At 71.8% G+C, this 25,467-nt stretch carries 17 protein-coding genes; 10 read left to right on the top strand and 7 right to left on the bottom strand.

Annotated elements, in window-relative coordinates; all coding sequences use genetic code 11:
• Positions 1 to 321: 321 nt before the first annotated feature.
• Both BLT97_RS27420 and BLT97_RS27415 read left to right on the top strand, forming a co-directional pair.
• Entirely contained in the window at positions 322 to 1,335 is a 1,014-nt protein-coding gene (locus BLT97_RS27420; protein ID WP_093614798.1) for a TerC/Alx family metal homeostasis membrane protein, read from the top strand.
• Positions 1,336 to 1,502: 167 nt separating this feature from the next.
• Positions 1,503 to 2,393, top strand: a complete 891-nt coding sequence (locus BLT97_RS27415) for a siderophore-interacting protein (RefSeq protein ID WP_245769568.1) — start codon at positions 1,503 to 1,505, stop codon at positions 2,391 to 2,393.
• A gap of 73 nt (positions 2,394 to 2,466) precedes the next feature.
• On the opposite strand, the gene BLT97_RS27410 is transcribed toward BLT97_RS27415, so the two are convergent.
• From BLT97_RS27410 to BLT97_RS27390, 5 genes are all read right to left on the bottom strand, one after another.
• Positions 2,467 to 5,931, bottom strand: a complete 3,465-nt coding sequence (locus BLT97_RS27410; RefSeq protein WP_093614796.1) for an AfsR/SARP family transcriptional regulator — start codon at positions 5,929 to 5,931, stop codon at positions 2,467 to 2,469.
• A 106-nt stretch (positions 5,932 to 6,037) separates the two neighbouring features.
• Positions 6,038 to 7,303 carry an MFS transporter gene (locus BLT97_RS27405; protein ID WP_093614877.1) on the bottom strand — a complete coding sequence of 422 codons (1,266 nt, stop codon included), beginning with the start codon at positions 7,301 to 7,303 and terminating at the stop codon, positions 6,038 to 6,040.
• A gap of 253 nt (positions 7,304 to 7,556) precedes the next feature.
• Positions 7,557 to 8,522, bottom strand: coding sequence for an aminoglycoside phosphotransferase/kinase family protein (locus tag BLT97_RS27400; RefSeq protein ID WP_093614794.1), 966 nt, complete (start codon positions 8,520 to 8,522; stop codon positions 7,557 to 7,559).
• Between the two features lie 125 nt (positions 8,523 to 8,647).
• Positions 8,648 to 9,304, bottom strand: coding sequence for an MBL fold metallo-hydrolase (locus BLT97_RS27395; RefSeq protein WP_093614792.1), 657 nt, complete (start codon positions 9,302 to 9,304; stop codon positions 8,648 to 8,650).
• A gap of 93 nt (positions 9,305 to 9,397) precedes the next feature.
• Positions 9,398 to 10,084, bottom strand: a complete 687-nt coding sequence (locus BLT97_RS27390; protein ID WP_093614790.1) for a maleylpyruvate isomerase family mycothiol-dependent enzyme — start codon at positions 10,082 to 10,084, stop codon at positions 9,398 to 9,400.
• 221 nt (positions 10,085 to 10,305) lie between these two features.
• Here BLT97_RS27390 and uvrA point away from each other — a divergent pair, with 221 nt between their 5' ends.
• Entirely contained in the window at positions 10,306 to 13,338 is a 3,033-nt protein-coding gene (uvrA, locus tag BLT97_RS27385; RefSeq protein ID WP_093614788.1) for an excinuclease ABC subunit UvrA, read from the top strand.
• A gap of 51 nt (positions 13,339 to 13,389) precedes the next feature.
• Positions 13,390 to 15,132 (top strand): alpha/beta hydrolase, encoded by a 1,743-nt coding sequence (locus BLT97_RS27380; RefSeq protein ID WP_093614786.1) that lies wholly within the window; start codon positions 13,390 to 13,392, stop codon positions 15,130 to 15,132.
• A 120-nt stretch (positions 15,133 to 15,252) separates the two neighbouring features.
• Here BLT97_RS27380 and BLT97_RS27375 read toward each other — a convergent pair whose 3' ends face one another.
• Both BLT97_RS27375 and BLT97_RS27370 read right to left on the bottom strand, forming a co-directional pair.
• On the bottom strand, positions 15,253 to 15,681 hold the full coding sequence (locus BLT97_RS27375) for a Rieske (2Fe-2S) protein (protein WP_093614784.1): 429 nt from the start codon (positions 15,679 to 15,681) through the stop codon (positions 15,253 to 15,255).
• 82 nt (positions 15,682 to 15,763) lie between these two features.
• Complete coding sequence (locus tag BLT97_RS27370) at positions 15,764 to 16,120, bottom strand: LytR/AlgR family response regulator transcription factor (protein WP_093614782.1); 357 nt, start codon at positions 16,118 to 16,120, stop codon at positions 15,764 to 15,766.
• 219 nt (positions 16,121 to 16,339) lie between these two features.
• On the opposite strand from BLT97_RS27370, the gene BLT97_RS27365 reads away from it, so the two are divergent.
• The 6 genes from BLT97_RS27365 to whiA all read left to right on the top strand — a co-directional run bounded on the left by BLT97_RS27365 (position 16,340) and on the right by whiA (position 25,425).
• Positions 16,340 to 19,138 (top strand): nitrate- and nitrite sensing domain-containing protein, encoded by a 2,799-nt coding sequence (locus BLT97_RS27365; RefSeq protein WP_093614780.1) that lies wholly within the window; start codon positions 16,340 to 16,342, stop codon positions 19,136 to 19,138.
• Positions 19,139 to 19,699: 561 nt separating this feature from the next.
• Positions 19,700 to 20,371 carry a response regulator gene (locus BLT97_RS27360; protein WP_093614778.1) on the top strand — a complete coding sequence of 224 codons (672 nt, stop codon included), beginning with the start codon at positions 19,700 to 19,702 and terminating at the stop codon, positions 20,369 to 20,371.
• A gap of 105 nt (positions 20,372 to 20,476) precedes the next feature.
• Positions 20,477 to 22,444: an excinuclease ABC subunit UvrC gene (gene uvrC, locus BLT97_RS27355; protein WP_093614776.1), complete on the top strand. Its 1,968-nt coding sequence runs from the start codon at positions 20,477 to 20,479 to the stop codon at positions 22,442 to 22,444.
• A 46-nt stretch (positions 22,445 to 22,490) separates the two neighbouring features.
• Positions 22,491 to 23,432, top strand: a complete 942-nt coding sequence (gene rapZ / locus BLT97_RS27350) for an RNase adapter RapZ (protein WP_093614774.1) — start codon at positions 22,491 to 22,493, stop codon at positions 23,430 to 23,432.
• The gene (locus BLT97_RS27345) at positions 23,429 to 24,445 is read left to right on the top strand and encodes a gluconeogenesis factor YvcK family protein (RefSeq protein ID WP_245769567.1); all 1,017 of its coding nucleotides are present in this window, start codon (positions 23,429 to 23,431) and stop codon (positions 24,443 to 24,445) included. Before rapZ ends, BLT97_RS27345 begins: the two co-directional genes overlap by 4 nt.
• Positions 24,436 to 25,425 carry a DNA-binding protein WhiA gene (whiA, locus tag BLT97_RS27340; RefSeq protein WP_093614770.1) on the top strand — a complete coding sequence of 330 codons (990 nt, stop codon included), beginning with the start codon at positions 24,436 to 24,438 and terminating at the stop codon, positions 25,423 to 25,425. The genes BLT97_RS27345 and whiA overlap by 10 nt, the downstream gene beginning before the upstream one ends.
• Positions 25,426 to 25,467 lie beyond the last annotated feature (42 nt).

The following is a 25,467-nucleotide window of genomic DNA, read 5'->3' as shown; positions in this document are numbered from 1 at the left end:
GCGCTGACGGACTCCAAAGGGCTCCGAAGGGCTCCGAAGGGCTCCCCGCCGAGGGGAGCCCTTTGCCGTTCCTTTCCCTGCCGTACGGCCCTTGACCTGCGAACTTGGCGTGTGCTTTACCTCACCCTTTACCTTCTCTTGGGTTTCCCGGTAGTCTTCTGCGTGCGGAGGGGAGTACTCCCGACTGCGACGATTCCGTCAGTACGGACCCACAGGGGTCCCGGGACGTCGGCCCGAACGCGAGGTGAACCATCTCGGGTGGAGGAGACCTCCGGCAGCGACGACGCTGGAATTGTGCCGTTACGTACTGCCGGAGGCGCAGTGGATGTTTCCATGACCCTTTGGGTCCTCACGATCGTGGGCCTGAGTGCCCTCATTGCTGTCGACTTCTTCATCGGGCGCAAGCCCCATGACGTGTCCATCAAGGAAGCCGGAATCTGGACCGTCGTCTGGATCGTGCTGGCCGTGCTCTTCGGCATCGGCCTGCTGATCTGGGGCAACAGCCAGGCGGCCGGTGAGTTCTTCGCGGGCTACATCACCGAGAAGTCGCTCAGTGTCGACAACCTCTTCGTCTTCATCCTGATCATGGCGAAGTTCGCGGTGCCGTCCCACCTTCAGCAGCGCGTGCTGCTCATCGGTGTGCTCGTCGCCCTGGTCCTGCGTGCGATCTTCATCGCCGCCGGCGCGGCGATCATCGCCAGCTTCTCCTGGGTCTTCTACATCTTCGGCGCGTTCCTGATCTACACCGCCTGGAAGCTCATCCAGGAGGCGCGGGCCGACGAGGAGGAGGACGACTGGGAGGAGAACAAGCTCCTCAAGTCGATCGAGAAGAAGTTCGGCGTCGCCGACAAGTACCACGGCACCAAGCTGTTCGTGGTCCAGCACGGCAAGAAGGTCATGACGCCGCTGCTCGTCGTCATGCTGGCCATCGGCATGACCGACATCCTCTTCGCGATGGACTCGATCCCGGCGATCTTCGGCCTGACCCAGGACCCGTACATCGTCTTCACCGCCAACGCGTTCGCCCTGATGGGTCTGCGGCAGCTGTACTTCCTCATCGGCGGCCTGCTGAAGAAGCTGGTCCACCTCTCGTACGGCCTGTCGATCATCCTCGGCTTCATCGGCGTGAAGCTGGTGCTGCACGCCCTGCACGAGAGCGGTGTGCACGTCCCGGAGATCTCGATCCCGGTCTCCCTGGGTGTCATCTGCGCCGTGCTGATCGTCACCACGATCACCAGCCTCATCGCCTCGAAGAAGATCGCCGCTGCCGAGGCGGAGGCCGAGGCCAAGAAGGCGACCACGGAGTCCGACGAGAAGGCCGGCATCGAGGCCTGACCTTCCGCACCGCCTCCGCAGCCGGCCCGTCCGCACTTCGGTGCGGGCGGGCCGGTGCCGTTCCGCAGCCCGTTTCGCCTTTCGTTCCGCCTTCCGTTTCTCCGTGCGTTCTGCTGTGTAGGCGGCCTGTCGACCGTCTGTAGACGGCTGCCGGGAGCCTCGGCCCCATGACGTACGAGATGACGCTCCCGGTCCGTTCCCTGCACGTCGTCGAGGTGCGGCACCCCACGCCCCGCCTCGCGCGGATCACCTTCGGCGGCGAAGGGCTGGAAGGGCTCCGGCTCGCCGGCCCCGACCAGCAGGTCAAGCTCTACTTCCCCAAGCCGGGCCAGGAGGCCCCCGTACTGCCCGCACCCGGCGACGACTTCATGAGCTGGTACGAGGCGTTCAACGCCCTGCCCGAAGAGGTCCGCCCCTGGATGCGCAGCTATACGATCCGCCGCCACGACCCCGAGCGCGCCACGGTCACCGTCGACTTCGTCCTGCACGGGGACGGCGAAGGTTCCGAAGGGCCCGCCACCGCCTGGGCGCGGCAGGCCGAACCGGGGCAGCGGCTCGCGATGTTCGGCCCCTCGGCCTACTTCGCCAAGCCCGTACCGCTCGCGACCACCGACTGGATGCTCCTGACCGGTGACGAGACGGCGCTCCCCGCCATCACCACGATCCTCGAGGCGCTGCCCGAGGGCTCGCGGGCGGTGGCGTACGTGGAGGTGGCCGACCGCGCGGAGCGGCAGGAGTTCGCGACCCGGGGCGAGGTGACGGTGCACTGGCTGGAGCGCGCCGTGCCGGGGCGCGCGCCGGCCGCCGCGGGAGAGGTGCTGGTCGAGGCCGTACGGGCCGCTTCGTTCCCGGCAGGGTCGGTGTACGCGTGGCTCGGCGGTGAGGCGGGTGCCGTACGGGCCCTGCGCCGCCATCTCGTGGACGACCGCGGGATCGACAAGAAGTCCCTGCACTTCTCCGGCTATTGGCGGCTGCGTCTCACCCAGGACGACGCTCCGACGGAGGCGGACCTGGCGGACGCCCAGGAGCTGCTGGCCCAGGCGGAGGCGGGGGAGTAGCGGCCAGGAGGGGGGCGGCGCCCCGCCCCCCTCCTGGCCGACCCGTCGCCCCTTCACGCCGCGCCCCGCCCCCTCACACCAACCCCGCCGCCTCCTCGACCGACAGCTCCCCGCCCTCCGCGTAACCGCGCTCGTACGCCGCCGGATCGAGGACCGCCCGCAACTCCGCCTCCGCGTGCCGGCGCATCGCCGCCTGGTCCGGGAACGGGCGGAAGCCCATCCCACCGCTGAGCGCCTGCCGGTCGTACGTGCCGAGCAGCCGCGCCCCGTCCCCGCCCTGGCCGAGCCGCGCCTTGGCCCAGGCGGCGGCGAGGAACTGGTCCACGATCAGCTGCGGCGCCACCAGATACGCGACGCTCGCCATCTCCCGTACCGCTTCGCGCAGATGGGCCAGCGCGGACGCGTAGTTCCCGTCGAGGCAGTCCAACCAGCCCCGCATGCCCGCGACCGTGCCGTGGAAGAGCAGCGGCATGTCCGGCGGCAGCGCCCGCTTCACCTCCGCCACCTGCGCCCGCGCCTCGGCCAGCCGGCCCGTGCTGCCGTAGTGGCGTGCGAGCAGCAGCCGGGCCGTGCCCAGCGGTTCGGCGCCGTACCGCGACGACTCCTCCACCGCTTCGAGCAGCAGCCGCTCCGCATCGGCCCGGGCCGCGGGATCCTCACTCGTGCGCAGCCGCACATCGGCCAACTGCGCCTTGAACACCGGGACTTGACGGAAGGCCCCCGCGGCGCTCGCCCCGTCGACGGCCCGCGCGAAGTCCGCGGCGGCCTGCTCGAACAGGCCGCGCCGCAGATGCGCCTCGCCCCGCGCGGACAGCGACTCGGCGATCCCCCACGGGTCCCCGGTCCGCTCGAAGTGCCACAGCGCGCGGCCGGCGTCATCGGTGGCCTGCTCCAGGGTGGCGGGCCGGTCGTGCACGAACTTAGCCCGCATGAGCAGCGTGAACCCCAGCTCCCAGTGATGAGTCTCGCGCCACCCGGGCCCGAGCTCCCAGCAGTCACGGACCACGGCGTCCATGGTCTCCTCGAGGCCCGCGAAGCCGCCGGTCATCATCCGCGCGAAGTACCACATGGAGCCCGGCTGGCGGCACACCTGCGGCAACCCGCTCCGGTACGCGGCCACGATCCGCCGCAGCTGCGCCAGGTCCGGCTCCTCGCCGGTCGGGGCGGCCTGCACCATCATCCGCGCTCCCCGCCGCGCCTCCCACATCTGTTCCTCGTCCCACGGCGGCGCGCTGTCCGTGCACCGCTCGACCAGGGGCACGGCCGGACGCACCGGCTCGGCGAACGGGTCTGGACCGAGCGCCGCCACCGCCTTCGACCATGTGCCGACCTCCGCCTGGTGCCCGCGCAGCTGCCAGAACCAGCTCATCGCGTGCACCAGACACAGCCCGTCCTGCTCCGCGCCGACCTCGACCGCCGTACGCAGCGCCGCCTTCGCGTTGTCGTGCTCCAGCTCGAAACGCTCCAGCCACTCGACCTGCCGGGGCCCCCGCAACTCCGGCTCGCCGGTGCGCATCAGCTCGCGGTAGGCGATGAGATGCCGCCGCTCGTACGCCGCCCGCTCACCCGACTCGTCGAGCCGCGCCGACGCGTACTCGGCGACCGTCTCGAGCAACCGGTAGCGCATCCCGGCCGGACCATTCCCGGCTGCCCCGCTCCCGGCGGGCTCGCTCCCCGCCGGATCGCCCCCACCCGCACCGTCCCCGACTGGACCGTTCCCGCGCGGCCCGCCCATGCCACCCGGTTCGGCCACGACCAGCGACTTGTCGACGAGGGAGCCCAGCACATCGAGGGTGTGCAACGGGTCGTCCCCGCACACCTCCTGCGCCTGCTCCAGGGCGCACCCGCCCGCGAACACCGCGAGCCGGCGCAGCACCGCCCGCTCGTCCGCGTCGAGCAGGTCCCAGGACCAGTCCACGACGGCCCGCAGGGTCTGCTGACGCGGCAGCGCGGTGCGGCCGCCGCCGGTGAGCAGCCGGAAGCGGTCGTCGAGCCGGTCCGCGAGCTGCCGCGGGGTGAGCAACCGGAGCCGGGCGGCGGCCAGTTCGAGCGCGAGCGGCAGTCCGTCGAGCCGCGCGCAGATCTCCGCGCACGCCTCGGCATCGTCCTCGGCGCGGAAACCGGGACGCACGGCCGCGCCCCGCTCGGCGAACAGGCGCAGCGCCACGTCCTGCGGGAGGGGCTCCACAGGGCGCACGGCTTCACCCGGCACACCGAGCGGCTCGCGGCTCGTGGCGAGCACGGTCACCCCGGGGCAGCGGGTGAGGACCGTCTCGGCCAACTCGGCGGCGGCGCCGATGACATGTTCGCAGTTGTCAAGGATCAGCAGCATCTGCCGTCGGCCGCAGTGCTCCACCAGGCGGGCAGGCGGATCCTGGGAAGCGAGCTGCAGCTCGTCCGCCGCGCCGGGGCCGCGCAGCGTCGTCTCCCGCGCGCCGAGCGCGGTGAGCACCGCTTCCACCACCGCGGATCCCTCCCGTACGGGAGCGAGTTCGGCCATCCAGACTCCGTCCGGCCACACCTCCTTGTGCGCATCGGCTGCTTCCAGGGACAGCCGCGTCTTGCCCACGCCGCCGGGACCGAGCAGCGTCACAAGTCGCTGCTTCCTCAACTCGTCGGCCAACTCGGAAAGTTCCCGTTCGCGACCGACGAAGGAATTCAGCCGGGCACGGAGGTTGCCCGCGGGTGTTGCGAGAGGCTCGTGGCCGGTCCGGGTTCCGGTCGTGCCGTGCGCGCCGTGCGCGCCGGGCCCCGGAGCCCGGTCGTCGCGGCTGCCGGGGGTGCCGGGCGTGCCGCCCTCCGTCACCCCGAGCAACTCCCGGTGCACCTCCCGGAGTTCCTCGCCGGGATCGGTCCCCAGGCGCTCGAGCAGCAGCCTGCGCACCTCCTCGTAGCCGGCCAACGCCTCCGCCCGCCGTCCCGCCGCCCGCAGCGCTCGCAGTCGCAGTGCCTGGAGGGGTTCGTCAAGCGGGGACTCAGCGGCAAGGGCCGTGAGTTCGTCCACGGTTCCGGCGGCCCGTCCGAGCGCCACCTCGGCCGCGAGTCGCGCCCTGCGCGCCTGCCGGTACTGCTGTTCGGCCCGTACGACCTCGGGATCCGTCGTGCGGCCCGGCAGGTCGTGCAGCACATCTCCCGACCACAGGCCGAGCGCGTCGTCCAGGAGCCCGGCCGCCCGTGCGGCCTCGCCCGCCTCGAGCGCGGCCGCCCCTTCGGCGGCCAGCCGCCGGAACCGGAAGAGGTCGACATCCTCTGACTCGGCCACCAGGCGGTACCCGCCGGGCCCCGTGGCCACCGCCGCGGCGCCGAGCGCCTTCCGCAGCCGCCCGACCAGGGCCTGCAGCGCCTTCACCTCGTCGGCGGGCGGTTCCTCCTCCGCGGCCCAGATCTGTGCGACCAGACCGCCGACCGGCACGCTGCGCCCGCCGGCCAGCGCGAGCGCGGCCACGAGCGCACGGATCCGGGCCCCGCCGAGCGGCACCTCGGTGCCGTCCTCGCGCAGGACCCGGGTGGGACCGATGAGGCGGTAGTGGAAGCTCACGCGCCCATTCTCCGCTGCGGACCCGGCACGCCACGCACACCGCCCCTCTGCTCACGCGCCGCGCGACCGGCCCCGCCCAGGACCTCCACGCACCGCACGCCCCCGCTCAAGCAGCCGCAGGCTCCCGCGCCACGGCCGGCCGCGTCTCCGGAAGCAGTGCGAAGCACCCGAGGCTGACCAGCGCGATCACCGTCAGATACGCGGCCACACCCCAGGGCGGTCCGTCCCCGCGTCCGGCCACGACGGTCGCCACGATCGGGGTGAGGGCGCCCCCGAGCACCCCGCCCAGGTTGTAGCCCACGGCGGCGCCCGTGCACCGCACCCTCGGCTCGTACAACTCCGGGAGATACGCGGCCAGGACCGAGAACATCGCGATGAAAGCGAGCAGCGCCACGAGGAAGCCGCAGAACATGAGGAGCGGCTCCCCGGTGCTGAGCAGCCCGATGAGCGGGAACATCCACAGCGCCGCGGCCCCGGCCCCGTACAGACAGAGCGGCCGCCGCCCGACCCGGTCGCTCAGCATCGCCGCGAACGGCGTCATCGCGCCCTTGATCGCGACGGCGGCCATGATGCTGGTGAGCATCACGGTGCGGGCCACCCCGAGCTGCTCGGTCCCGTAGGCGAGTGCCCAGGTCGAGACCGTATAGAAGATGGCGTAGCCGATGGCCATGGAGCCCGCGGTCAGCAGCACCAACCGCCAGTGGTCGCGCACCACTTCGAGCAGCGGGACGCGCGCGTGCTCCTGGACGCCGAGGAACTGCGGGGTCTCGGTGACGGAATGCCGCAGCCACAGCCCGGCGACCGCGAGCACCCCCGCCGCCCAGAACGGCACCCGCCAGCCCCACGCCGCGAACTGCGCGTCGGTCAGGCCCGCGGTCAGGGCGAGCATCACACCGTTCGCGAGCAGGAAGCCCACCGAGGGCCCGATCTGCGGAAAGCTCGCCCACAGCCCTCGCCTGCCCGCGGGCGCGTGCTCGGCGGTCAGGAGCACCGCGCCGCCCCACTCGCCGCCGAGCCCGAGCCCTTGCAGGAAGCGCAGGACCAGCAGAAGTACGGGAGCGAACAGCCCGATCGCGTCATACGTGGGCACGCAGCCGACGGCCACCGTCGCGCCGCCCGTCAGCAGCAGCGAAGCGATCAGAACCGGTCGCCGCCCGCGCCGGTCCCCGATGTGCCCGAAGAGCACGGAGCCGAGCGGCCGCGCGAGGAACCCGATCCCGAAGGTGCCGAAGGCGGCGAGCGTGCCGGCCAGCGGCGAGAAGGTCGGGAAGAACAGCGGCCCGAGCACCAGGGCGGCCGCCGTGCCGTAGATGAAGAAGTCGTAGAACTCGATGGCGGTGCCGGCGAGCGAGGCGGTGGCGAGGCGCGTCATCGAGACCGGCCGGGAACCGGCGCTCGGGGCGGGCGCGGGATGTGACGGGGGTGCGTCGTGCATGCCGCGTCAACTGCCCGCGGGCTCCGCCGGTTACGCAGCGTGGCCGGCGACCTGCTGTCCAGTGGGGCCGACGACCGCCTTGCGCGGTGTGCCCGGTGACTGCCTGCGCAGTGGGTCCGTTGACCGGCTACACAGCGTTGCCGGCCTGCCGTACGTAGCGTGGCCGACGCGCGCCCGCCTCACCCGCCGATCACGTCTGCCACTCCGGCAGCGAGCCGAGAGCGCGGTGGAGAGAGTCGGCACTCGCGCGGAACCGCCGCGCGCCCTGCGCCCGGAATTCCGCGTCGCCGCCGCGGTGCCCCAGCGCCAGCCACAAGGTGTACGCGGTGAACGCCAGCGTGGAGCGCAGCAGCCCCGCGAACGCCGTCTCGTCCGCCGCTCCCACGGGCCCGCCCGCGGCGCGGTACGCGGCAAGGGTCTGCCGTACGGCCGCCGCGTCCGTCGTACCCGGCGCGTCCAGCCCGCCCGCGCACCGCAGGGCCGTGTGCACCGCGTCCCACCAGGGGATGACCGGCCCCGCGGCGTCCCAGTCGATCAAGGTGAAGGAGCCCTGGTGCACGAGGATGTTGGCGAGCCCGGTGTCCCGGTGCCCGAGCCGGGCCGCGGGAGCGCCGGCCTCCGCCGCGCGGACCAGGCCGGTTGCCTCGGCCACGGCCGGCAGCAACTCCTGTGCGGCGTCCGCCACTTCGGACCCCCGTGCCTCGGCAGCCCAGGCGCGCCAGTCGGCCGGCGGATGCAGGGGAGCGGACTCGTCGTCCGCGAGGTCGGCGGGCAGGTCCAGGGCGGCGACGGCGGCGAGCGTCCCGCCGAGCCACTCGGCCAGACCGGGATCGCCGAGACGCGCGGTGCGGCCCGGCACGTAGGCCGAGACGCGCGCGTAGTACGGCCCCGCGTCATGCCAGAAACCGATGGCCGGATCGGGTGGGAGCAGCGGCCGGGGGAGTGGCAGAGCGGAGGCCTGGGCCGCGCTCTCCAGCTCGTACGCGCGCCGCGCCGACCTGGCCCACCAGTCGCCCGCGGGCGGCTGGACCTTGACCAGCCACGCCCCGTCCTGGGTATCGAGGCGCCACGCACCGCTCGAGCTTCCGCCGCGCAGCGCGTGCGTCCGCAGCGGTTCGCCCAGACCGAAGGCCTCCGCCACCTCCAGGAGCTCCATGACGGCCGTCTCAGACCCCTAACTTGCCTCTGACCTGCGCAAACGCTCGATTGTCAGTGGCGGGTGACACGATCGGTCGCATGGACATCTGCGAGGAGGGCCGGGCGCCCCGCCGGGCGCCGTCCTCACCAGCCGCGGCGGCGCCACTCCGGCAGCTGCGGGCGCTCGGCGCCCAGCGTCGTGTCGTCGCCATGTCCGGGATAGACCCACGTCTCGTCCGGCAGCACGTCGAAGAGCTTCGTCTCGACGTCGTGGAGGAGGCTGGCGAAGGCCTCCGGGTCCTTCCAGGTGTTGCCGACCCCGCCCGGGAAGAGGCAGTCGCCGGTGAAGACGTGCGGATGCCCGTGCGGGTCGTCGTAGACGAGCACGATCGAGCCGGGCGTGTGCCCGACCATGTGGCGCGCGGTGAGCTCGACGCGGCCGACGCGGATCGTGTCACCGTCCTCGACGCGTACGTCGGTCGGTACCGGAATGCCCTCCGCGTCGTACGCGCCCGCGTACGTGCGGGCGCCCGTCGCCTGTACGACCTCTTCCAGCGCCTGCCAGTGGTCGCCGTGCCGGTGCGTGGTGACGAGCGAGGCGATGCCGTCGCCGCCGATCAGTTTGAGGAGGGTGTCGGCCTCGTTGGCCGCGTCGATCAGGAGCTGCTCGCCGGTGGCCCGGCAGCGCAGCAGATAGGCGTTGTTGTTCATGGGGCCGACCGCGACCTTGGAGATCATCAGGTCCGCCAGTTCATGCACGTCCGCAGGCCCGCCGACTGTCACCGCTCCGCTGTACGTCATGGCCTCAGCGTACCGAGCGGGTTCCGCGGCCCCCAGGGGCCGACCGGTGCCCGCCCGGTACGCAGGGATGCGCGCGCGGGGTGCGGCCGTGCGCTACAGCGCGGGCAGGACGGGCAGCAGACCGCCGTCGCACTCGAGCTCCGCGCCCGCGCGGCGGCCGGACAGCCAGCCGAGCAGGGCGGGGGCGGGCCCGATGACGGACACCGGGTCGCCGTCCGTGCGGCCGGTGGTCCACTGACGGCCGTCGCTCGCGGTGATCGCGATACGGGGCACCGCGGCGTTGCCCGCGAAGCGCTCCGCGAGGAAGGCGATCTCGCGGTCGGTGAACTCCTCGGGCAGATCCTCGAGTTCGTAGCCGATGCCGAGGTCGACATGGTGCAGCTCCACCTCGACGAGCCGGCGGAACGGCAGACGGGCGGCCTTGTCCGTGACCCCGTTGCGCAGCTCCACGGTGCGCGACCAGTCCGCGGGCTGCGCGGCCTGGGCGGTGAAGCGGGCCGCGCTGTCGCGCACGTCGTCGAGCTGGACGTCCAGCGGGCGCGGCGCGTCCCGCTCGATGTCCGCGTCGCGCGCCTCGGCGCTCAGATACATGGGGTGCCCGGCCAGGACGTTCACCAGGGCGTCGGCATTGCGGGCGACATGCGCCAGCACATGACCACGGGTCCACCCGGGAAGCCGTGACGGTCCGGCGACGGCGGCGTTGTCCAGCTTGGCCGCCGCGGCAAGGAGCCGGTCGGTCGCTTCCCGCACCAGAAGCAGGTCGTGCTCATGATCATTCATGACCTCGACGATAGTCCCGCCACTCCTTCGGGTGAAGGTGGTGGACTGTGACCGTAAATCGAATGTGCGTGCTATAGGGTCGGCCGAGGCATCCTTGACAGTCGGGCCCTTCAGCACCGTCCGGCTGTCTCAGCAGAAGCAGTCCATTGCTGTGGCGGCCCTCGTACTCTGAGAAGCGGGGCCCTGCCCCCGCTCTCCCATCAAGAAAGGTGCGGACCGGCGTGGCCGACCGTCTCATCGTCCGTGGCGCGCGCGAGCACAACCTGAAGAACGTCTCGCTCGACCTCCCGCGTGACTCCCTCATCGTGTTCACCGGCCTGTCCGGCTCGGGCAAGTCCTCGCTCGCCTTCGACACGATCTTCGCCGAGGGGCAGCGCCGGTACGTCGAGTCGCTGTCGTCGTATGCCCGGCAGTTCCTCGGCCAGATGGACAAGCCCGACGTGGACTTCATCGAAGGCCTGTCCCCGGCGGTCTCCATCGACCAGAAGTCGACCTCGCGCAACCCGCGCTCGACGGTCGGCACCATCACCGAGGTCTACGACTACCTGCGGCTGCTCTTCGCGCGCATCGGCAAGCCGCACTGCCCCGAGTGCGGCCGGCCCATCACGCGCCAGTCGCCGCAGGCCATCGTGGACAAGGTCCTCGAGCTGCCCGAGGGCAGCCGCTTCCAGGTGCTCTCGCCGCTGGTGCGCGAGCGCAAGGGCGAGTTCGTCGACCTCTTCGCCGACCTGCAGACCAAGGGCTACAGCCGGGCGCGCGTGGACGGCGAGACCATCCAGCTCTCCGAGCCGCCCACGCTCAAGAAGCAGGAGAAGCACACCATCGAGGTGGTCGTCGACCGCCTCACCGTGAAGGACTCCGCCAAGCGCCGGCTCACCGACTCCGTCGAGACCGCGCTCGGCCTGTCCGGCGGCATGGTCGTGCTCGACTTCGTCGACCTGCCCGAGGACGACCCCGAGCGCGAGCGGATGTACTCGGAGCACCTCTACTGCCCGTACGACGACCTGTCGTTCGAGGAGCTGGAGCCGCGCTCCTTCTCGTTCAACTCGCCGTTCGGCGCCTGCCCCGACTGCACCGGCATCGGTACGCGGATGGAGGTGGACCCCGAGCTGATCGTGCCCGACGAGGACAAGTCGCTCGACGAGGGCGCCATCCACCCGTGGTCGCACGGGCACAACAAGGAGTACTTCGGCCGCCTCTACGGCGCGCTCGCCGACGCGCTGAGCTTCAGCACGGACACTCCGTTCGCGGCGCTGCCGCAGCGCGCCAAGAAGGCGATCCTGTACGGGCACAAGACGCAGATCCAGGTGCGCTACCGCAACCGCTACGGGCGCGAGCGCAGCTACACCACGCCCTTCGAGGGCGCGGTGCCCTTCGTCAAGCGCCGGCACTCCGAGGCCGAGAGCGACGCGAGCCGCGAGCGCTTCGAGGGCTACATGCGCGAGGTGCCCTGCCCCACCTGTCAGGGCACGCGCCTCAAGCCGATCGTGCTCGCGGTCACCGTGATGGAGAAGTCCATCGCCGAGGTCTCCGCGATGTCGATCGCCGACTGCGCCGAGTTCCTGAGCAAGCTGAAGCTCAATGCGCGGGACAAGAAGATCGCCGAGCGGGTGCTCAAGGAGGTCAACGAGCGGCTGCGCTTCCTCGTCGACGTCGGCCTCGACTACCTCTCGCTCAACCGTGCCGCCGGCACCCTCTCCGGCGGTGAGGCCCAGCGCATCCGCCTGGCCACGCAGATCGGTTCGGGTCTGGTCGGTGTGCTCTACGTGCTCGACGAGCCGTCCATCGGCCTGCACCAGCGGGACAACCACCGGCTCATCGAGACGCTGGTCCGCCTGCGCGACATGGGCAACACGCTGATCGTCGTCGAGCACGACGAGGACACCATCAAGGTGGCCGACTGGGTGGTGGACATCGGCCCCGGCGCCGGTGAGCACGGCGGCAAGGTCGTGCACAGCGGCCCGCTGGCCGAGCTGCTCTCCAACGCCGAGTCGATGACCGGCAAGTACCTCTCGGGCAAGAAGTCCATCCCGGTGCCGGACATTCGCCGTCCCGTGGACCCCGGGCGGCAGCTGGTGGTGCACGGCGCGCGTGAGAACAACCTCCAGGACATCGACGTGGCGTTCCCGCTCGGGGTGCTCACGGCGGTCACCGGAGTCTCCGGCTCCGGCAAGTCCACGCTGGTCAACGACATCCTGTACACGCACCTGGCGCGCGAGCTGAACGGTGCGCGTTCGGTGCCCGGCCGGCACACCCGCGTCGAGGGCGACGACCTCGTCGACAAGGTCGTGCACGTGGACCAGTCGCCGATCGGCCGTACCCCGCGGTCCAACCCGGCCACGTACACCGGTGTCTTCGACAACATCCGCAAGCTGTTCGCGGAGACCACCGAGGCGAAGGTGCGCGGCTATCTGCCCGGGCGCTTCTCGTTCAACGTCAAGGGTGGCCGCTGCGAGAACTGCTCGGGTGACGGCACCATCAAGATCGAGATGAACTTCCTGCCGGACGTGTACGTCCCGTGCGAGGTCTGCCACGGAGCGCGGTACAACCGCGAGACGCTGGAGGTCCACTACAAGGGCAAGTCCATCGCCGAGGTCCTCGACATGCCGATCGAAGAGGCCCTGGACTTCTTCGAGGCCGTCCCGACGATCGCCCGTCACCTCAAGACGCTCAACGAAGTCGGCCTCGGATACGTCCGGTTGGGGCAGTCGGCGCCCACGCTCTCCGGTGGTGAGGCACAGCGCGTGAAGCTCGCCTCCGAGCTGCAGAAGCGCTCCACCGGCCGGACGGTGTACGTGCTCGACGAGCCGACCACCGGTCTGCACTTCGAGGACATCAGCAAGTTGATCAAGGTGCTCTCGGGCCTGGTCGACAAGGGCAACACGGTCATCGTCATCGAGCACAACCTCGACGTCATCAAGACCGCCGACTGGCTGGTCGACATGGGTCCCGAGGGCGGCTCCGGCGGTGGTCTGGTGATCGCCGAGGGCACGCCGGAGCAGGTGGCCGGCGTCCCGGCCAGCCACACCGGCAAGTTCCTGCGGGACATCCTCGAAGCCGAGCGGATCAGCGACGCCGGGGTGCCGGGGGCGCGTAAGCCCGCACGCAAGACGGCGGCGAAGAAGACGGTCGCGGCGGCCAAGGCGCCGGCGAAGAAGGCCGTGTCCGCCAAGGCGGGTTCGGCCGCGACCGGGAAGGCGTCCGCGAAGAAGGCCGCGCCCGCCAAGAAGGCGACGCGGACCCGCAAGAGCTGAGCCCGCGGAGGTGGTGGGGCGGGGGACCGCCCCACCACCTACAGTTGCCCCATGCATCTCACGGGGCAAAAGGTGAAAAATCTGGGCAAGCGGGTTCTCGCGCAGCCCTACTGGGAGCGGCCCTCGGAGAGCTATCTCGTCCGGCGCTGGCCCGACCTCTTCGCCACCTGCGTCGCCACCGTCTTCTTCTGGCTGTCGCTCACCCCGTCCCTCGTGCCCCGGCCCTGGTTCCTCCAGGGCGTCATCGGAGGGATCACCGCCGCCATCGGCTATGCGGTGGGAAGCGTGCTCAGCTCCTTGTTCCGCTGGCTCGTCAAGTGGCGGCCCAGTGAGCGGGCCCGCGCACGCTGCTGGCTCGCGTACTGGATCCTCAGCCCGATCCTGGCCGGCTGGCTGATCTCCGAAAGCGCCCACATGCAGCGGCAGTTGCGGCAACTCCAGGGGCTGCCGCCGTCGCTCACCTGGCACACGCCGATGATCGGCCTGATCGCCGTCGCCCTCTGGCTGCTCCTGCTCATGGCGGCCCGGGCCGTCCGGCTCGGCTCCAGCACGTTCATCCAGTGGCTCGGCCGTGCGCTGCCCCGACCCGTCGCCGTCGGCATCGGTCTCCTGGTCAGCGGGATCGTGGTGTCCACGGCCCTCCAGGACGTCGTCTTCGAACGAGGCGTCATCGACGTCGCCGACCGCATCGCCAAGGCCACCAACGGCGGCACCAAGGACGGCATCCACCAACCGACGTCACGGCTGGTCTCCGGCGGCCCCGGCTCCGAGATGGAGTGGGACGAACTCGGCTTCCAGGGGCGGAACTTCACCGGCTCGGTCCTGAGCAAGGACCAGATCACGGAGTTCACGGGCAAGCCCGCCAAGGACCCCGTGCGCGTCTACATCAGCTCCACCGCACCCGAGGCCTTCCAGGAGGACGAACCCTTCGCGGCCCAGGCCCGGCTGGCGGTCCGTGAGCTCAAGCGGACGGGGGCGTTCGACCGCAAGGTCCTGACGGTCGCCGGCACCACCGGCTCCGGCTGGATCGACGCCAACGTCGTGCAGAGCCTGGAGTACATGTACGGCGGGGACACGGCCACCGTGGCGGTGCAGTACTCGTACCTGCCCAGCTGGGTGTCCTTCCTCGTCGACAAGGAGAAGGCCGGCAAGTCCACCCGCGCCCTGGTCGACGCCGTGCGCACCGAGCTCGACAAGCTGCCCGCCGACCGGCGCCCCAAGCTGGCCGTCACGGGCGAGAGCCTGGGTGGATACGCCATCGAGGACTCGTACGGAACGGTCGACAAGCTGCTCGCCGGTACCGACGCCGCCCTGCTCCTCGGCGTCCCCAACTTCTCGCCCATCGCCGGTGAGCTGCGCGACCGCAGGGACGAGGGGAGTCCCGTCTGGCGGCCCGAGTTCGAGGGCGGACGCAATGTGCGCTTCGCCCAGTTCCCCGTGGAGGACCTCGCGCGGCCGGCATCCGAGTGGGGCAGGCCGCGTGCCGTCGTCCTGCAGAACGCGTCCGACGCGATCGTCTGGTGGACCCCTGACCTGCTGTTCGAGCGGCCGGAGTGGCTGAAGGAGCCCCTCGGCCCCGACATCACGCCGGAGATCAACTGGTTCCCGTTCGTGACCTTCTGGCAGACCACGGTCGACATGGCGGTCTCGTACGGAGTGGAGGCCCCGCACGGCCACCGCTACGGCACCGGATCCGTGGACGGATGGGCGGCCGTGCTGCCGCCCGAGGGGTGGACCGCGCAGGACACCGACCGGCTGCGCGCCTATCTCGACGCGCGCCCGACGCCTTACTGACCGTCAAGCCGCCTGTCAGGTGGGCTGGCTCAGGCCTCCACGTCAGGCCTCCGGGCCCACGTCAGGCCGCCCGGCCCGAGTCAGGCCTCCGGGCCCAAGTCAGGCTCCGGGGCGCCCAAGTCAGGCCTTCGGCCCGGCGATCAGCTTGCCGTTCTCGACGCGGACCGGGACCTTCGGCAGCGGCACGGAGGCGGGGCCCTTGACGGCGGCACCGTTGGTGACGCTGAAGCGGCTGCCGTGGCACGGGCAGTTGGCCTCGTCGCCCTCGATCTTGTCGAGCACACAGCCGGCGTGGGTGCACTGCGCGCTGAGTGCGGTGTACGTGCCGTCCTCGGCGCAGGTCACCAGGAGCCGTTGTTCGCGGAAGAGCTTGGAGCTGCCCGCCGGGACGGCCGAGGCGGCACCGAGGTCGACCGGGGCGGTCGGGGTGGGGTTCTCCGCGTGGCCGAGGTCGGACTCCGTGGAGCAGGCCGCGGCACCGAGCCCGGCCGTTCCCGCGAGGGCGGCGCCCTTGAGGACGGTGCGACGGGCGGGGGCCTTGCCGGGCATGGAGTCTCCACAGCTCAGGAGGGACGACTGACCCGGTCGACGATACCGGCACAGATCGCCCGCCTCGCGGCCGCCCACCCCGTCAGTCCCGCGCCCCCACCATCTCGCCCACCGCCTCCGCCGACAGGCGTGACTTCGGCAGCAGCCCGAGGACCGGGCTCTCCGCGATGAGCTCCTCGAAGTCCTCCTGGGCGTGCGTCGAGATCATGATCAGGTGGGGCACGATGCCGGCCAGGAGCTCGGCGACGTCGAAACCGCTCTCCCCGTCGAGGTCGATGTCGAGCAGCGCGACATCAGGTCGCAGCTCCCTGGCGTGTGCGAGCGCCTCGGTGCTCGAACCGGCGAGAGCGACCACGCTCGCACCGCCCCGCTCGAGCAGCGCCTTCGCGACCTCGAGGAAGCGGGCGTTGTCGTCCACGAGGAGACAGCGCATCGCCATGTGCCCAGCGTGCCAATGGCATGGGCCCGGCCGCCTTCCTGCTAGCGGGAAACCTTGCCGCCGGCGCGCCAACCGCCTTGACCGCGCGCCGCGTTGCTGCTTCCCCTCGGCCCTCCGCTTCCCGGCACCACTGCGTGCATGCGCCGCTACCATGAGCCCTGCCCGAAACGGCGCCATCCGTCGGCGGCGCGCGGAGGGCCGAGTGGCCGGGGGTGCGCAATGGGACTGCGCAAGTGGTGGGTGAGGTCGAGCGGAGACCGTACGGCCCCCGTCCGCCGTACGACCCGGGCTCCCCGCAAGCCCTCCACTCCCGTCTTCGCCCGCCTCCACGTCGGCACGAAACTGCTGCTCCTCGCCCTGCTGCCCGTGGGGGTCCTGCTCACCCTCACCGTCGTCTCCGTCGCGGGGCAGTGGCGCGAGGCGGACCGGCTGCGTGCCTTCGACCGGTCGACGCGGGTCTCCTTCGCCGCCGGAGCCCTCGCGGACGCCCTCGCCCAGGAGCGCCTCGCCAGCATGTTCGACACGCTGCGGCCCAGTGCCGAAGCCGGACAGCGGCTCGCCGAAGCCCGTCGTACGACCACGGCCGCACTCGCCGAAGCCGACCGCAGGGCAGCCGAGGAGGGACGTTTCACCACCCGGCTCGACACCATCGAGCGGGACCTCGGCGACCTGCGCAAGGCCCACGACACGGGGGCGATCACGGTCGACCATGTCGCCGCCCGCTTCGGCGCCGTGGTCCTCGACGTCGTGGACCTGGTGGCCGTCGTCGAGTCACGTGAGCCCGGTGAGTCCTCCCGCGGCGTGGCCGACGCCCACCTCTCGATGATCCAGGCCACCGAGGCCGCCGGCGCCGAGCGCTCGGAGCTGGTCATCCTGTTCGCCGCGACGCCGGGCCGCGGCTCCACGACGGCGAGCCGCTGGCCCGCCCTGGAGGGGGCCCGCCTGGACACCTTCCGGCGCACCGCGTCCGCCCCCCTCAAGTCCCGGCTCTCCGACGTCCTTTCACGCCCCGAGTCCGCCTTCGTCGTGGAGGTGCGCGAGCAGCTCGCGCAGGCGGGCCCGGGCCCGTATCCCACCCCGGAGCGCTGGGCCGAGGCGGCCTCGACCCGTATGGACGGCCTGCGCACGGTGACCCGCGCCGCCGAGGACGAGCTGCGCGCCTCCGCCGCCGAGGGCGTGCGCACCGCCGAGGCCCGTGCCTGGCGCGACCTGGTGCTCTTCCTCGTCCTGGTCGCCGTCGTCACCGCGTTCGCCCTCGCGCTGCGCCGCTCCATCAGCCGGCCGCTGGCCGAAGTCGCCCACGGCGCAAAGGCGTTGGCGGCCGGCGACCTCTCGTACGACATACGCCACCACGGCCGCGACGAGATCGGCAGTGTGGCGGAGGTCTTCCGGCAGCTGCGGGGCACCGTCGAGCGGCTGACCGCGCAGGTGCGTGAGATGACGGACGCCATCGACGCGGATCGGCTCGACCACCGTGCGGACCCGGCCGAGTTCCAGGGCGAGTGGGCGCGGCTGCTCGACGGCCTGAACGGCACCATGGCCTCCTTCGCCAACCTGCACGGGCGCCGCAAGGAGGCCGAGCACGAGGTCGACAACCTGTTCACGCTCTCCGCTGACCTGATGTGTATCGCCGACCTGGAGGGGTACTTCCGGCGGGTCAACCCCGCCTTCGAGGAGGTCATCGGCCGCTCCTCCGAAGAGCTGCTCGGCCGGCCGTTCATGGACTTCGTCCACGTGGAGGACCGCGACAGCACGCGCGCGGTGCTGACCCGGCTCACGGAGGGCTATGAGGTCCTGCGCTTCGAGAACCGCTATCTGCGCGCCGACGGCACCTCCTGCTGGCTGCAGTGGAACGCACGTCCCGTGCCCGGCAAGGGACTCATCCACGCGGCCGCCCGCGACGTCACCGAGCGGCGCAGGGTGCAGGCCGAGCAGAGCGCACTGCGCCGCGTGGCCACCCTCGTCGCCCAAGGCGTGCCCCCGCAGCGGCTGTTCGGCGAGGTGGCCTGCGAGGTCGGGCTGCTGCTCGAGACGCCGTCGGCGGCGGTCGTACGGTACGAGGCCGACGGCGGCGTCACGGTGCTCGGCGACGCGGGCGCCGGATCGCGCACCCTGGCCGGCGAACCCGCCGTGGCCGAGGTGGCGCGCTCGGGCGAACCGGTCAGCAGGGCCGGCGCGGCGGGCACCCCCATCGTGGTGGAGGGCCGGCTGTGGGGAGCCGTCGTCGCGGCCGCTCCCGAAGGGCATGAGCTGCCGCCCGGCACCGAGAAGCGGCTCGCCGCGTTCACCGAACTGATCGTGAGCGCCATCGCCAACGCCGACAGCCGCGCCCAGCTCGCCGCCTCACGCGCCCGTGTCGTGGCCGCGTCGGACGCCTCGCGCCGCCGCATCGAACGCGATCTGCACGACGGGGTGCAGCAGCGCCTCGTCTCGCTGCAGCTGGAACTGCGCAACGCCGAGGCGCTGGCCCCCGAGGGCTCTGGCGAGCTGCTGGGCCTCCTGGTCCACATCGGGCACGGGCTGCAGGACGCCTTCGACGAGTTGCAGCGGCTCTCGCGCGGCATCCACCCGGCGATCCTGTCCAAGGGCGGGCTCGGCCCGGCCCTGCGCGCCCTGGCCCGCCGCTCGTCCGTGCCCGTGGAGCTCGATCTGCGCATCCCGCGCGCCAGGCTGCCCGAACCCGTCGAGGTCGCCGCGTACTACGTCGTCTCCGAGGCCCTCGCCAACACCGCGAAGCACGCCCGCGCCACTCATGTGTCGGTGCAGGTCGTGCGGGCCGAGGAGGCCGTGGAACTGGCCATCTCCGACGACGGGGTGGGCGGCGCGGAACCGGCCCGCGGCTCGGGCCTCGTGGGCCTGGCCGACCGCGTCGAGGCGATCGGCGGCACACTGCACGTCAACAGCCAACTGGGAAACGGCACTTCGCTGTGTGTACGGCTGCCGGCGCCGCGCATGGAGAAACCGGACGCGGACGCCGGGCCTCCGGTCTCGAGCTCCGATCCCCGTACCAACGCGTAGGCGCCGCAGGTGCATCGACCGGCTGAGCCCGCTCAGCACAGCGATGCCGACCGCCCGGCGAACGCGAGGGGGCCAAGTGGGGGGCCTTGGACTCGGAAAGATGCGTTCGCCGGGGGCGGTCAGCCGGACGGACCGGGGCGCCGTCCGGTCGAGGTGCGCGCCCGTGCGGCGCGCTGGATCCGCTTCGCGCGGACGATGTCGGGGTCCCGCGGGTCGATGCGCGGCTGCGGCCCATCGTCGGGCTGGTCTCCGCCTCGCGCGGCGGAGCAGTCACGGGTCGACCACCGCCGACTGCGCTCGATCCGTGACTGCCGCATTGGTACCGCCTCATCGACCCGTACGTTCCGGGTTTCTCCCGAGGGCTTCAGCATCGCCGCGGCGGCCCGCCGTGTCCTCACCGCCACCCCCCAACTCCCTTTCAGGGACGCCCCCATGGTCCGTTACCGCCAGCACCTCCTGGTTCTTCCGGCTAGCAGGAAGAGCCCCTGGTCGGGCAGGCTGTCCCCGGGCGGTCCGGTGCACACAGCCGACGGAGGGGACCGCCCGACGGAGGGACTGGCCATGGGAACGGCACCGCACGCACCGAGGGGGCGGATCGTCCTCGCCGACGACGACGTCCTGCTCCGCGAGGGCCTCGCGAGCCTGTGCGAACGGGTGGGATACGCGGTCGTGGGCCAGGCCGGCGACGGCGAGGCGCTGCTCGCCCTCGTGGACGAGCACCGGCCCGAGCTCGCGGTGGTCGACATCAGGATGCCGCCCGAGCACTCGACGGAGGGCCTCAGAGCCGCCTCGGTGATCCGCGAGAAGTTCCCGCTCACCGGCATCCTCGTGCTCTCCGCGTACGTGGAGGTCGAGGACGCCCTCGCGCTGCTCGCCGGCGGACAGCGCATCGGCTATCTCCTCAAGAGCCGGATCACGGACGTGGACGAGTTCCTGGAGACCCTCGACCGGATCTCCAAGGGAGGCTCGGTCGTCGACCCCTCCCTGGTGCAGGAGCTGGTCGCCGCCCAGCGCCGCGACGATCCGCTGGCGCTCCTGAGCAGCCGCGAACGCGAGGTGCTCGAGCTGATGGCCGAGGGGCGGTCCAACGCCGGTATCGGGCGGCGCCTTTGGGTCACGGAGGGCACGGTCGAGAAGCACGTCCGCTCGATCATGAGCAAGCTCCGCCTCCCCGAGGCCACGGACGACCACCGCAGGGTCCTCGCGGTCCTCACGTTCCTGGAATCCCGCTAGCCCCGGCCGGCCGCCGGACCCGCCGCCGGACCACCTGTGGCCAGGCACGGTCCATGGCCGCGATCACGGCCCGGGCTGTCGGTGGCCGCCAGTAGGGTGGATCCCATGGCCGACCCCTCCAGCTACCGCCCCAAGCCGGGACAGATCCCCGACTCGCCGGGGGTCTACAAGTTCCGCGACGAGCACCGCCGGGTGATCTACGTCGGCAAGGCGAAGTCGCTGCGCCAGCGCCTCGCCAACTACTTCCAGCCCCTCGTGAGCCTGCACCCGCGGACGGCCTCGATGGTGACCACCGCCGCCTCCGTCGAGTGGACCGTCGTGGCCACCGAGGTCGAGGCGCTCCAGCTGGAGTACAGCTGGATCAAGGAGTTCGACCCGCGGTTCAACGTCAAGTACCGCGACGACAAGAGCTACCCGTATCTCGCGGTCACGCTCGACGAGGAGTTCCCGCGGGTCCAGGTCATGCGCGGCGCCAAGAAGAAGGGCGTGCGCTACTTCGGCCCGTACGCGCACGCCTGGGCCATCCGCGAGACGGTCGACCTGATGCTGCGGGTCTTCCCCGTCCGCACCTGCTCGGCGGGGGTCTTCAAGAATGCGGCCCGCACCGGCCGCCCCTGCCTCCTCGGCTACATCGGCAAGTGCTCGGCCCCCTGCGTCGGCCGCGTCGACGCCGAGGACCATCGCGAACTGGCCGAGGACTTCTGCGACTTCATGGCCGGCCGCACGGGCGCGTACATCCGCCGCCTGGAGAAGGACATGCAGCAGGCGGCCGAGGAGATGGAGTACGAGCGGGCGGCGCGCCTGCGCGACGACATCGAGGCCCTGCGCCGCGCGATGGAGAAGAGCGCGGTCGTCCTCGCCGACGCCACCGACGCCGACCTCATCGCCCTGGCCGAGGACGAGCTGGAAGCCGCCGTGCAGATCTTCCACGTACGCGGCGGACGCGTGCGCGGCCAGCGCGGCTGGGTCACCGACAAGGTGGAGGCCGTCACCAGCGCGGACCTCGTCGAGCACGCGCTCCAGCAGCTGTACGGCGAGGAGAGCGGCGACGCCGTGCCGAAGGAGGTGCTGGTCCCGGCCCTGCCCGAGGACACGGCGGCCGTGACGGCCTGGCTGACCGGGAAGCGCGGGGCCAATGTCTCGCTGCGCATCCCGCAGCGCGGCGACAAGCGCGCCCTCATGGAGACCGTGCAGCGCAATGCCCAGCAGTCCCTCGTCCTGCACAAGACCAAGCGCGCCTCCGATCTGACCACCCGCTCCCGGGCGCTTGAGGAGATCGCCGCCGCCCTCGACCTCGACAGCGCCCCGCTCCGTATCGAGTGCTTCGACATCTCCCATCTGCAGGGCGAGGACGTCGTGGCCTCGATGGTGGTCTTCGAGGACGGGCTCGCGCGCAAGAGCGAGTACCGGCGCTTCCAGATCAAGGGCTTCGAGGGCCAGGACGACGTCCGCTCGATGCACGAGGTGATCACCCGCCGCTTCAAGCGCTACCTCGCCGAGAAGGAGCGCACGGGGGAGTGGGCGCCCGACGAGAGCGGCGCCGCCCCCGCGGAGCTCACCGAGGAGGACGGCCGCCCCAAGAAGTTCGCGTACCCGCCGCAGCTCGTCGTGGTCGACGGCGGACAGCCGCAGGTCGCCGCCGCCAAGCGGGCCATGGACGAGCTGGGCATCGACGATGTCGCCGTCTGCGGCCTGGCCAAGCGCCTGGAGGAGGTCTGGCTGCCGGACGAGGACGACCCGGTGGTCCTCCCGCGCTCCAGCGAAGGGCTCTATCTTCTCCAGCGGGTACGGGACGAGGCGCACCGTTTCGCGATCCGGTACCAGCGCAGCAAGCGCAACAAGAAGATCCGCTCCAGCCCGCTCGACGCCGTGCCGGGCCTGGGTGAGACGCGTAAGCAGGCGCTCATCAAGCACTTCGGTTCGGTGAAGCGGCTGCGGTCCGCCACAATTGACCAGATCTGTGAAGTTCCCGGCATAGGCCGCAAGACCGCCGAGACCATCGTGGCGGCCTTCGCCCAGGCGGAGCCCGCCGCGCCCGCGGTGAACACCGCGACCGGAGAGATCATGGAATGAGACGGCGCACCACGGGCCGGAAAAACGACCGACGGGGGCAGGACAGATGACCGAGCACGACGATGGAGCACAGGTGAGTACGGGCAACACGGGCACCACGATCGAAGCCGGAGAGGCAGCCGAGGCGGCCATCCCCGAGCTGGTGATCATCTCGGGCATGTCGGGCGCGGGCCGCTCCACCGCGGCCAAGTGTCTGGAGGACCTCGGCTGGTTCGTGGTCGACAACCTGCCGCCCGCCCTGATCCCCACCATGGTGGAGCTCGGCGCCCGCTCGCAGGGCAATGTCGCGCGGATCGCCGTCGTCGTCGACGTGCGCGGCCGGCGCTTCTTCGACAACCTCCGCCAGTCCCTCGCGGACCTGGAGGCGAAGCAGGTCACGCGCCGCATCGTCTTCCTTGAGTCCTCCGACGAGGCCCTGGTGCGCCGCTTCGAGTCCGTGCGCCGCCCGCACCCGCTCCAGGGCGACGGCCGGATCGTGGACGGCATCGCCGCCGAGCGCGAGCTGCTGCGCGAGCTGCGCGGCGACGCGGACCTGGTGATCGACACCTCCAGCCTCAATGTGCACGAGCTGCGCGCCAAGATGGACGCCCAGTTCGCCGGCGACGACGAGCCGGAGCTGCGCGCCACCGTCATGTCCTTCGGCTACAAGTACGGCCTGCCCGTCGACGCCGACCTGGTCGTGGACTGCCGCTTCCTGCCCAACCCGCACTGGGTCCCGGAGCTGCGCCCCTTCACCGGCCTCAACGAGGAGGTGTCGGGCTATGTGTTCAACCAGCCCGGCGCCAAGGAGTTCCTCGACCGCTACGCCGAGCTGCTCCAGCTGATCGCGGCGGGCTACCGCCGCGAGGGCAAGCGCTACGTGACCATCGCGGTCGGCTGCACCGGCGGCAAGCACCGCTCCGTCGCGATGTCCGAGAAGCTGGCCGCGCGCCTGGCGGCCGAGGGTGTGGAGACCGTCGTCGTCCACCGGGACATGGGGCGAGAGTGAGGCCGACTCCCCGCCTGGGGCGTCTGAACCGGCTGAGCCGCAAGCGGGGCGCCCAGCCCAAGGTCGTGGCGCTCGGCGGCGGCATGGGCCTGTCCGCCTCGCTGGCCGCCCTGCGCCGGATCACCGGTGACCTCACCGCCGTGGTCACCGTCGCCGACGACGGCGGCTCCAGCGGCCGGCTGCGCGACGAGCTCGGCGTGCTGCCCCCCGGCGATCTGCGCAAGGCGCTCGCGGCCCTGTGCGGCGACGACGACTGGGGCCAGACCTGGTCCCGTGTCATCCAGCACCGCTTCCAGTCCCAGGGCGAGCTGCACGACCACGCCGTGGGCAACCTGCTGATCGTCGCCCTGTGGGAACAGCTGGGCGACCACGTCCAGGCCCTCGACCTGGTCGGCAAGCTGCTCGGCGCCCACGGCCGCGTCCTGCCGATGTCCGCCGTGCCCCTGGAGCTCCAGGCCCTGGTGAAGGGCCACGAGGTCGAACGTCCGGACGATGTCGATCTCGTACGGGGACAGGCCACGGTCGCGCTGACGCCGGGCGAGGTGCAGTCCGTGCACCTGGTCCCGCACGACCCGCCGGCCGTCCCCGAGGCGGTCGCCGCGGTGCTCGACGCGGACTGGGTGGTGCTCGGACCGGGCTCCTGGTTCTCCTCCGTGATCCCGCATCTCCTCGTACCCGACCTGCTCGACGCACTCGTCGAGACCAAGGCCCGGCGTGTCCTCTCGCTGAACCTCGCGCCGCAACCCGGTGAAACCGAAGGCTTCTCCCCGCAGCGTCATTTGGAGGTTTTGGCCCGACACGCCCCTAAACTCGCCCTGGACGTGGTGCTGGCCGACCAGGCCGCCGTGCCCGACCCGGAGTCTCTCAACGACGCTGCCAAGCGTCTGGGTGCCGAGGTCGAGCTGGCGCCGGTCGCGTCGCCCGACAGCTCCGCCAAGCACGATCCGGTGCTGTTGGCCGCCGCGTACGACCGTATTTTTCGGATGCATGGAAGGATCGGCCCATGGCGATGACGGCAGCGGTGAAGGACGAAATCTCCCGGCTTCCCGTCACCCGGACCTGCTGCAGGAAGGCAGAGGTCTCGGCGATTCTTCGGTTCGCCGGCGGGCTGCACCTGGTGAGCGGCCGCATTGTGATCGAGGCGGAGCTGGACACGGCGATGGCCGCGCGCCGGCTCAAGAAGGACATCCTGGAGATCTTCGGGCACAGCTCGGAGCTGATGGTGATGGCCGCGGGCGGTCTGCGCCGCGGTTCGCGTTATGTCGTACGGGTCGTCGCGGGCGGCGACCAGCTGGCGCGCCAGACCGGCCTGGTCGACGGCCGCGGCCGGCCCATCCGCGGCCTGCCGCCGCAGGTGGTCTCGGGCGCGACCTGTGACGCCGAGGCCGCGTGGCGCGGGGCGTTCCTCGCGCACGGCTCGCTCACCGAGCCGGGCCGCTCCTCGTCCCTCGAGGTGACCTGCCCCGGCCCGGAGGCGGCCCTCGCCCTCGTCGGCGCGGCCCGTCGCCTCTCGATCGCGGCGAAGGCCCGCGAGGTGCGCGGCGTGGACCGCGTGGTCGTCCGTGACGGTGACGCGATCGGCGCGCTGTTGACGCGCCTGGGTGCGCACGAGTCGGTGCTGGCCTGGGAGGAGCGGCGGATGCGCCGCGAGGTCCGCGCCACCGCCAACCGCCTCGCCAACTTCGACGACGCCAACCTGCGCCGCTCGGCCCGTGCCGCGGTCGCGGCCGGTGCGCGCGTGCAGCGGGCCCTGGAGATCCTCCAGGACGAGGTGCCCGAGCACCTCGCCGCGGCCGGCCGGCTGCGCATGGAGCACAAGCAGGCCTCCCTGGAGGAGCTGGGCGCGCTCGCCGACCCGCCGCTGACGAAGGACGCGGTCGCGGGCCGCATCCGCCGCCTGCTCGCGATGGCCGACAAGCGGGCCCAGGACCTGGGCATCCCGGGCACGGAGTCCAACCTCACCGAGGAGATGGCGGACAACCTGGCGGGCTGAGGTCCCGTAGGACACACGCAGGGCACAGGGGTGCGAGGGCCG

The organism is Streptomyces indicus (assembly GCF_900100315.1).
GTDB lineage: Bacteria > Actinomycetota > Actinomycetes > Streptomycetales > Streptomycetaceae > Streptomyces > Streptomyces indicus.
Note: the sequence above shows the minus strand (reverse complement) of the source record. Positions and strands in the feature narration are given on the sequence as shown.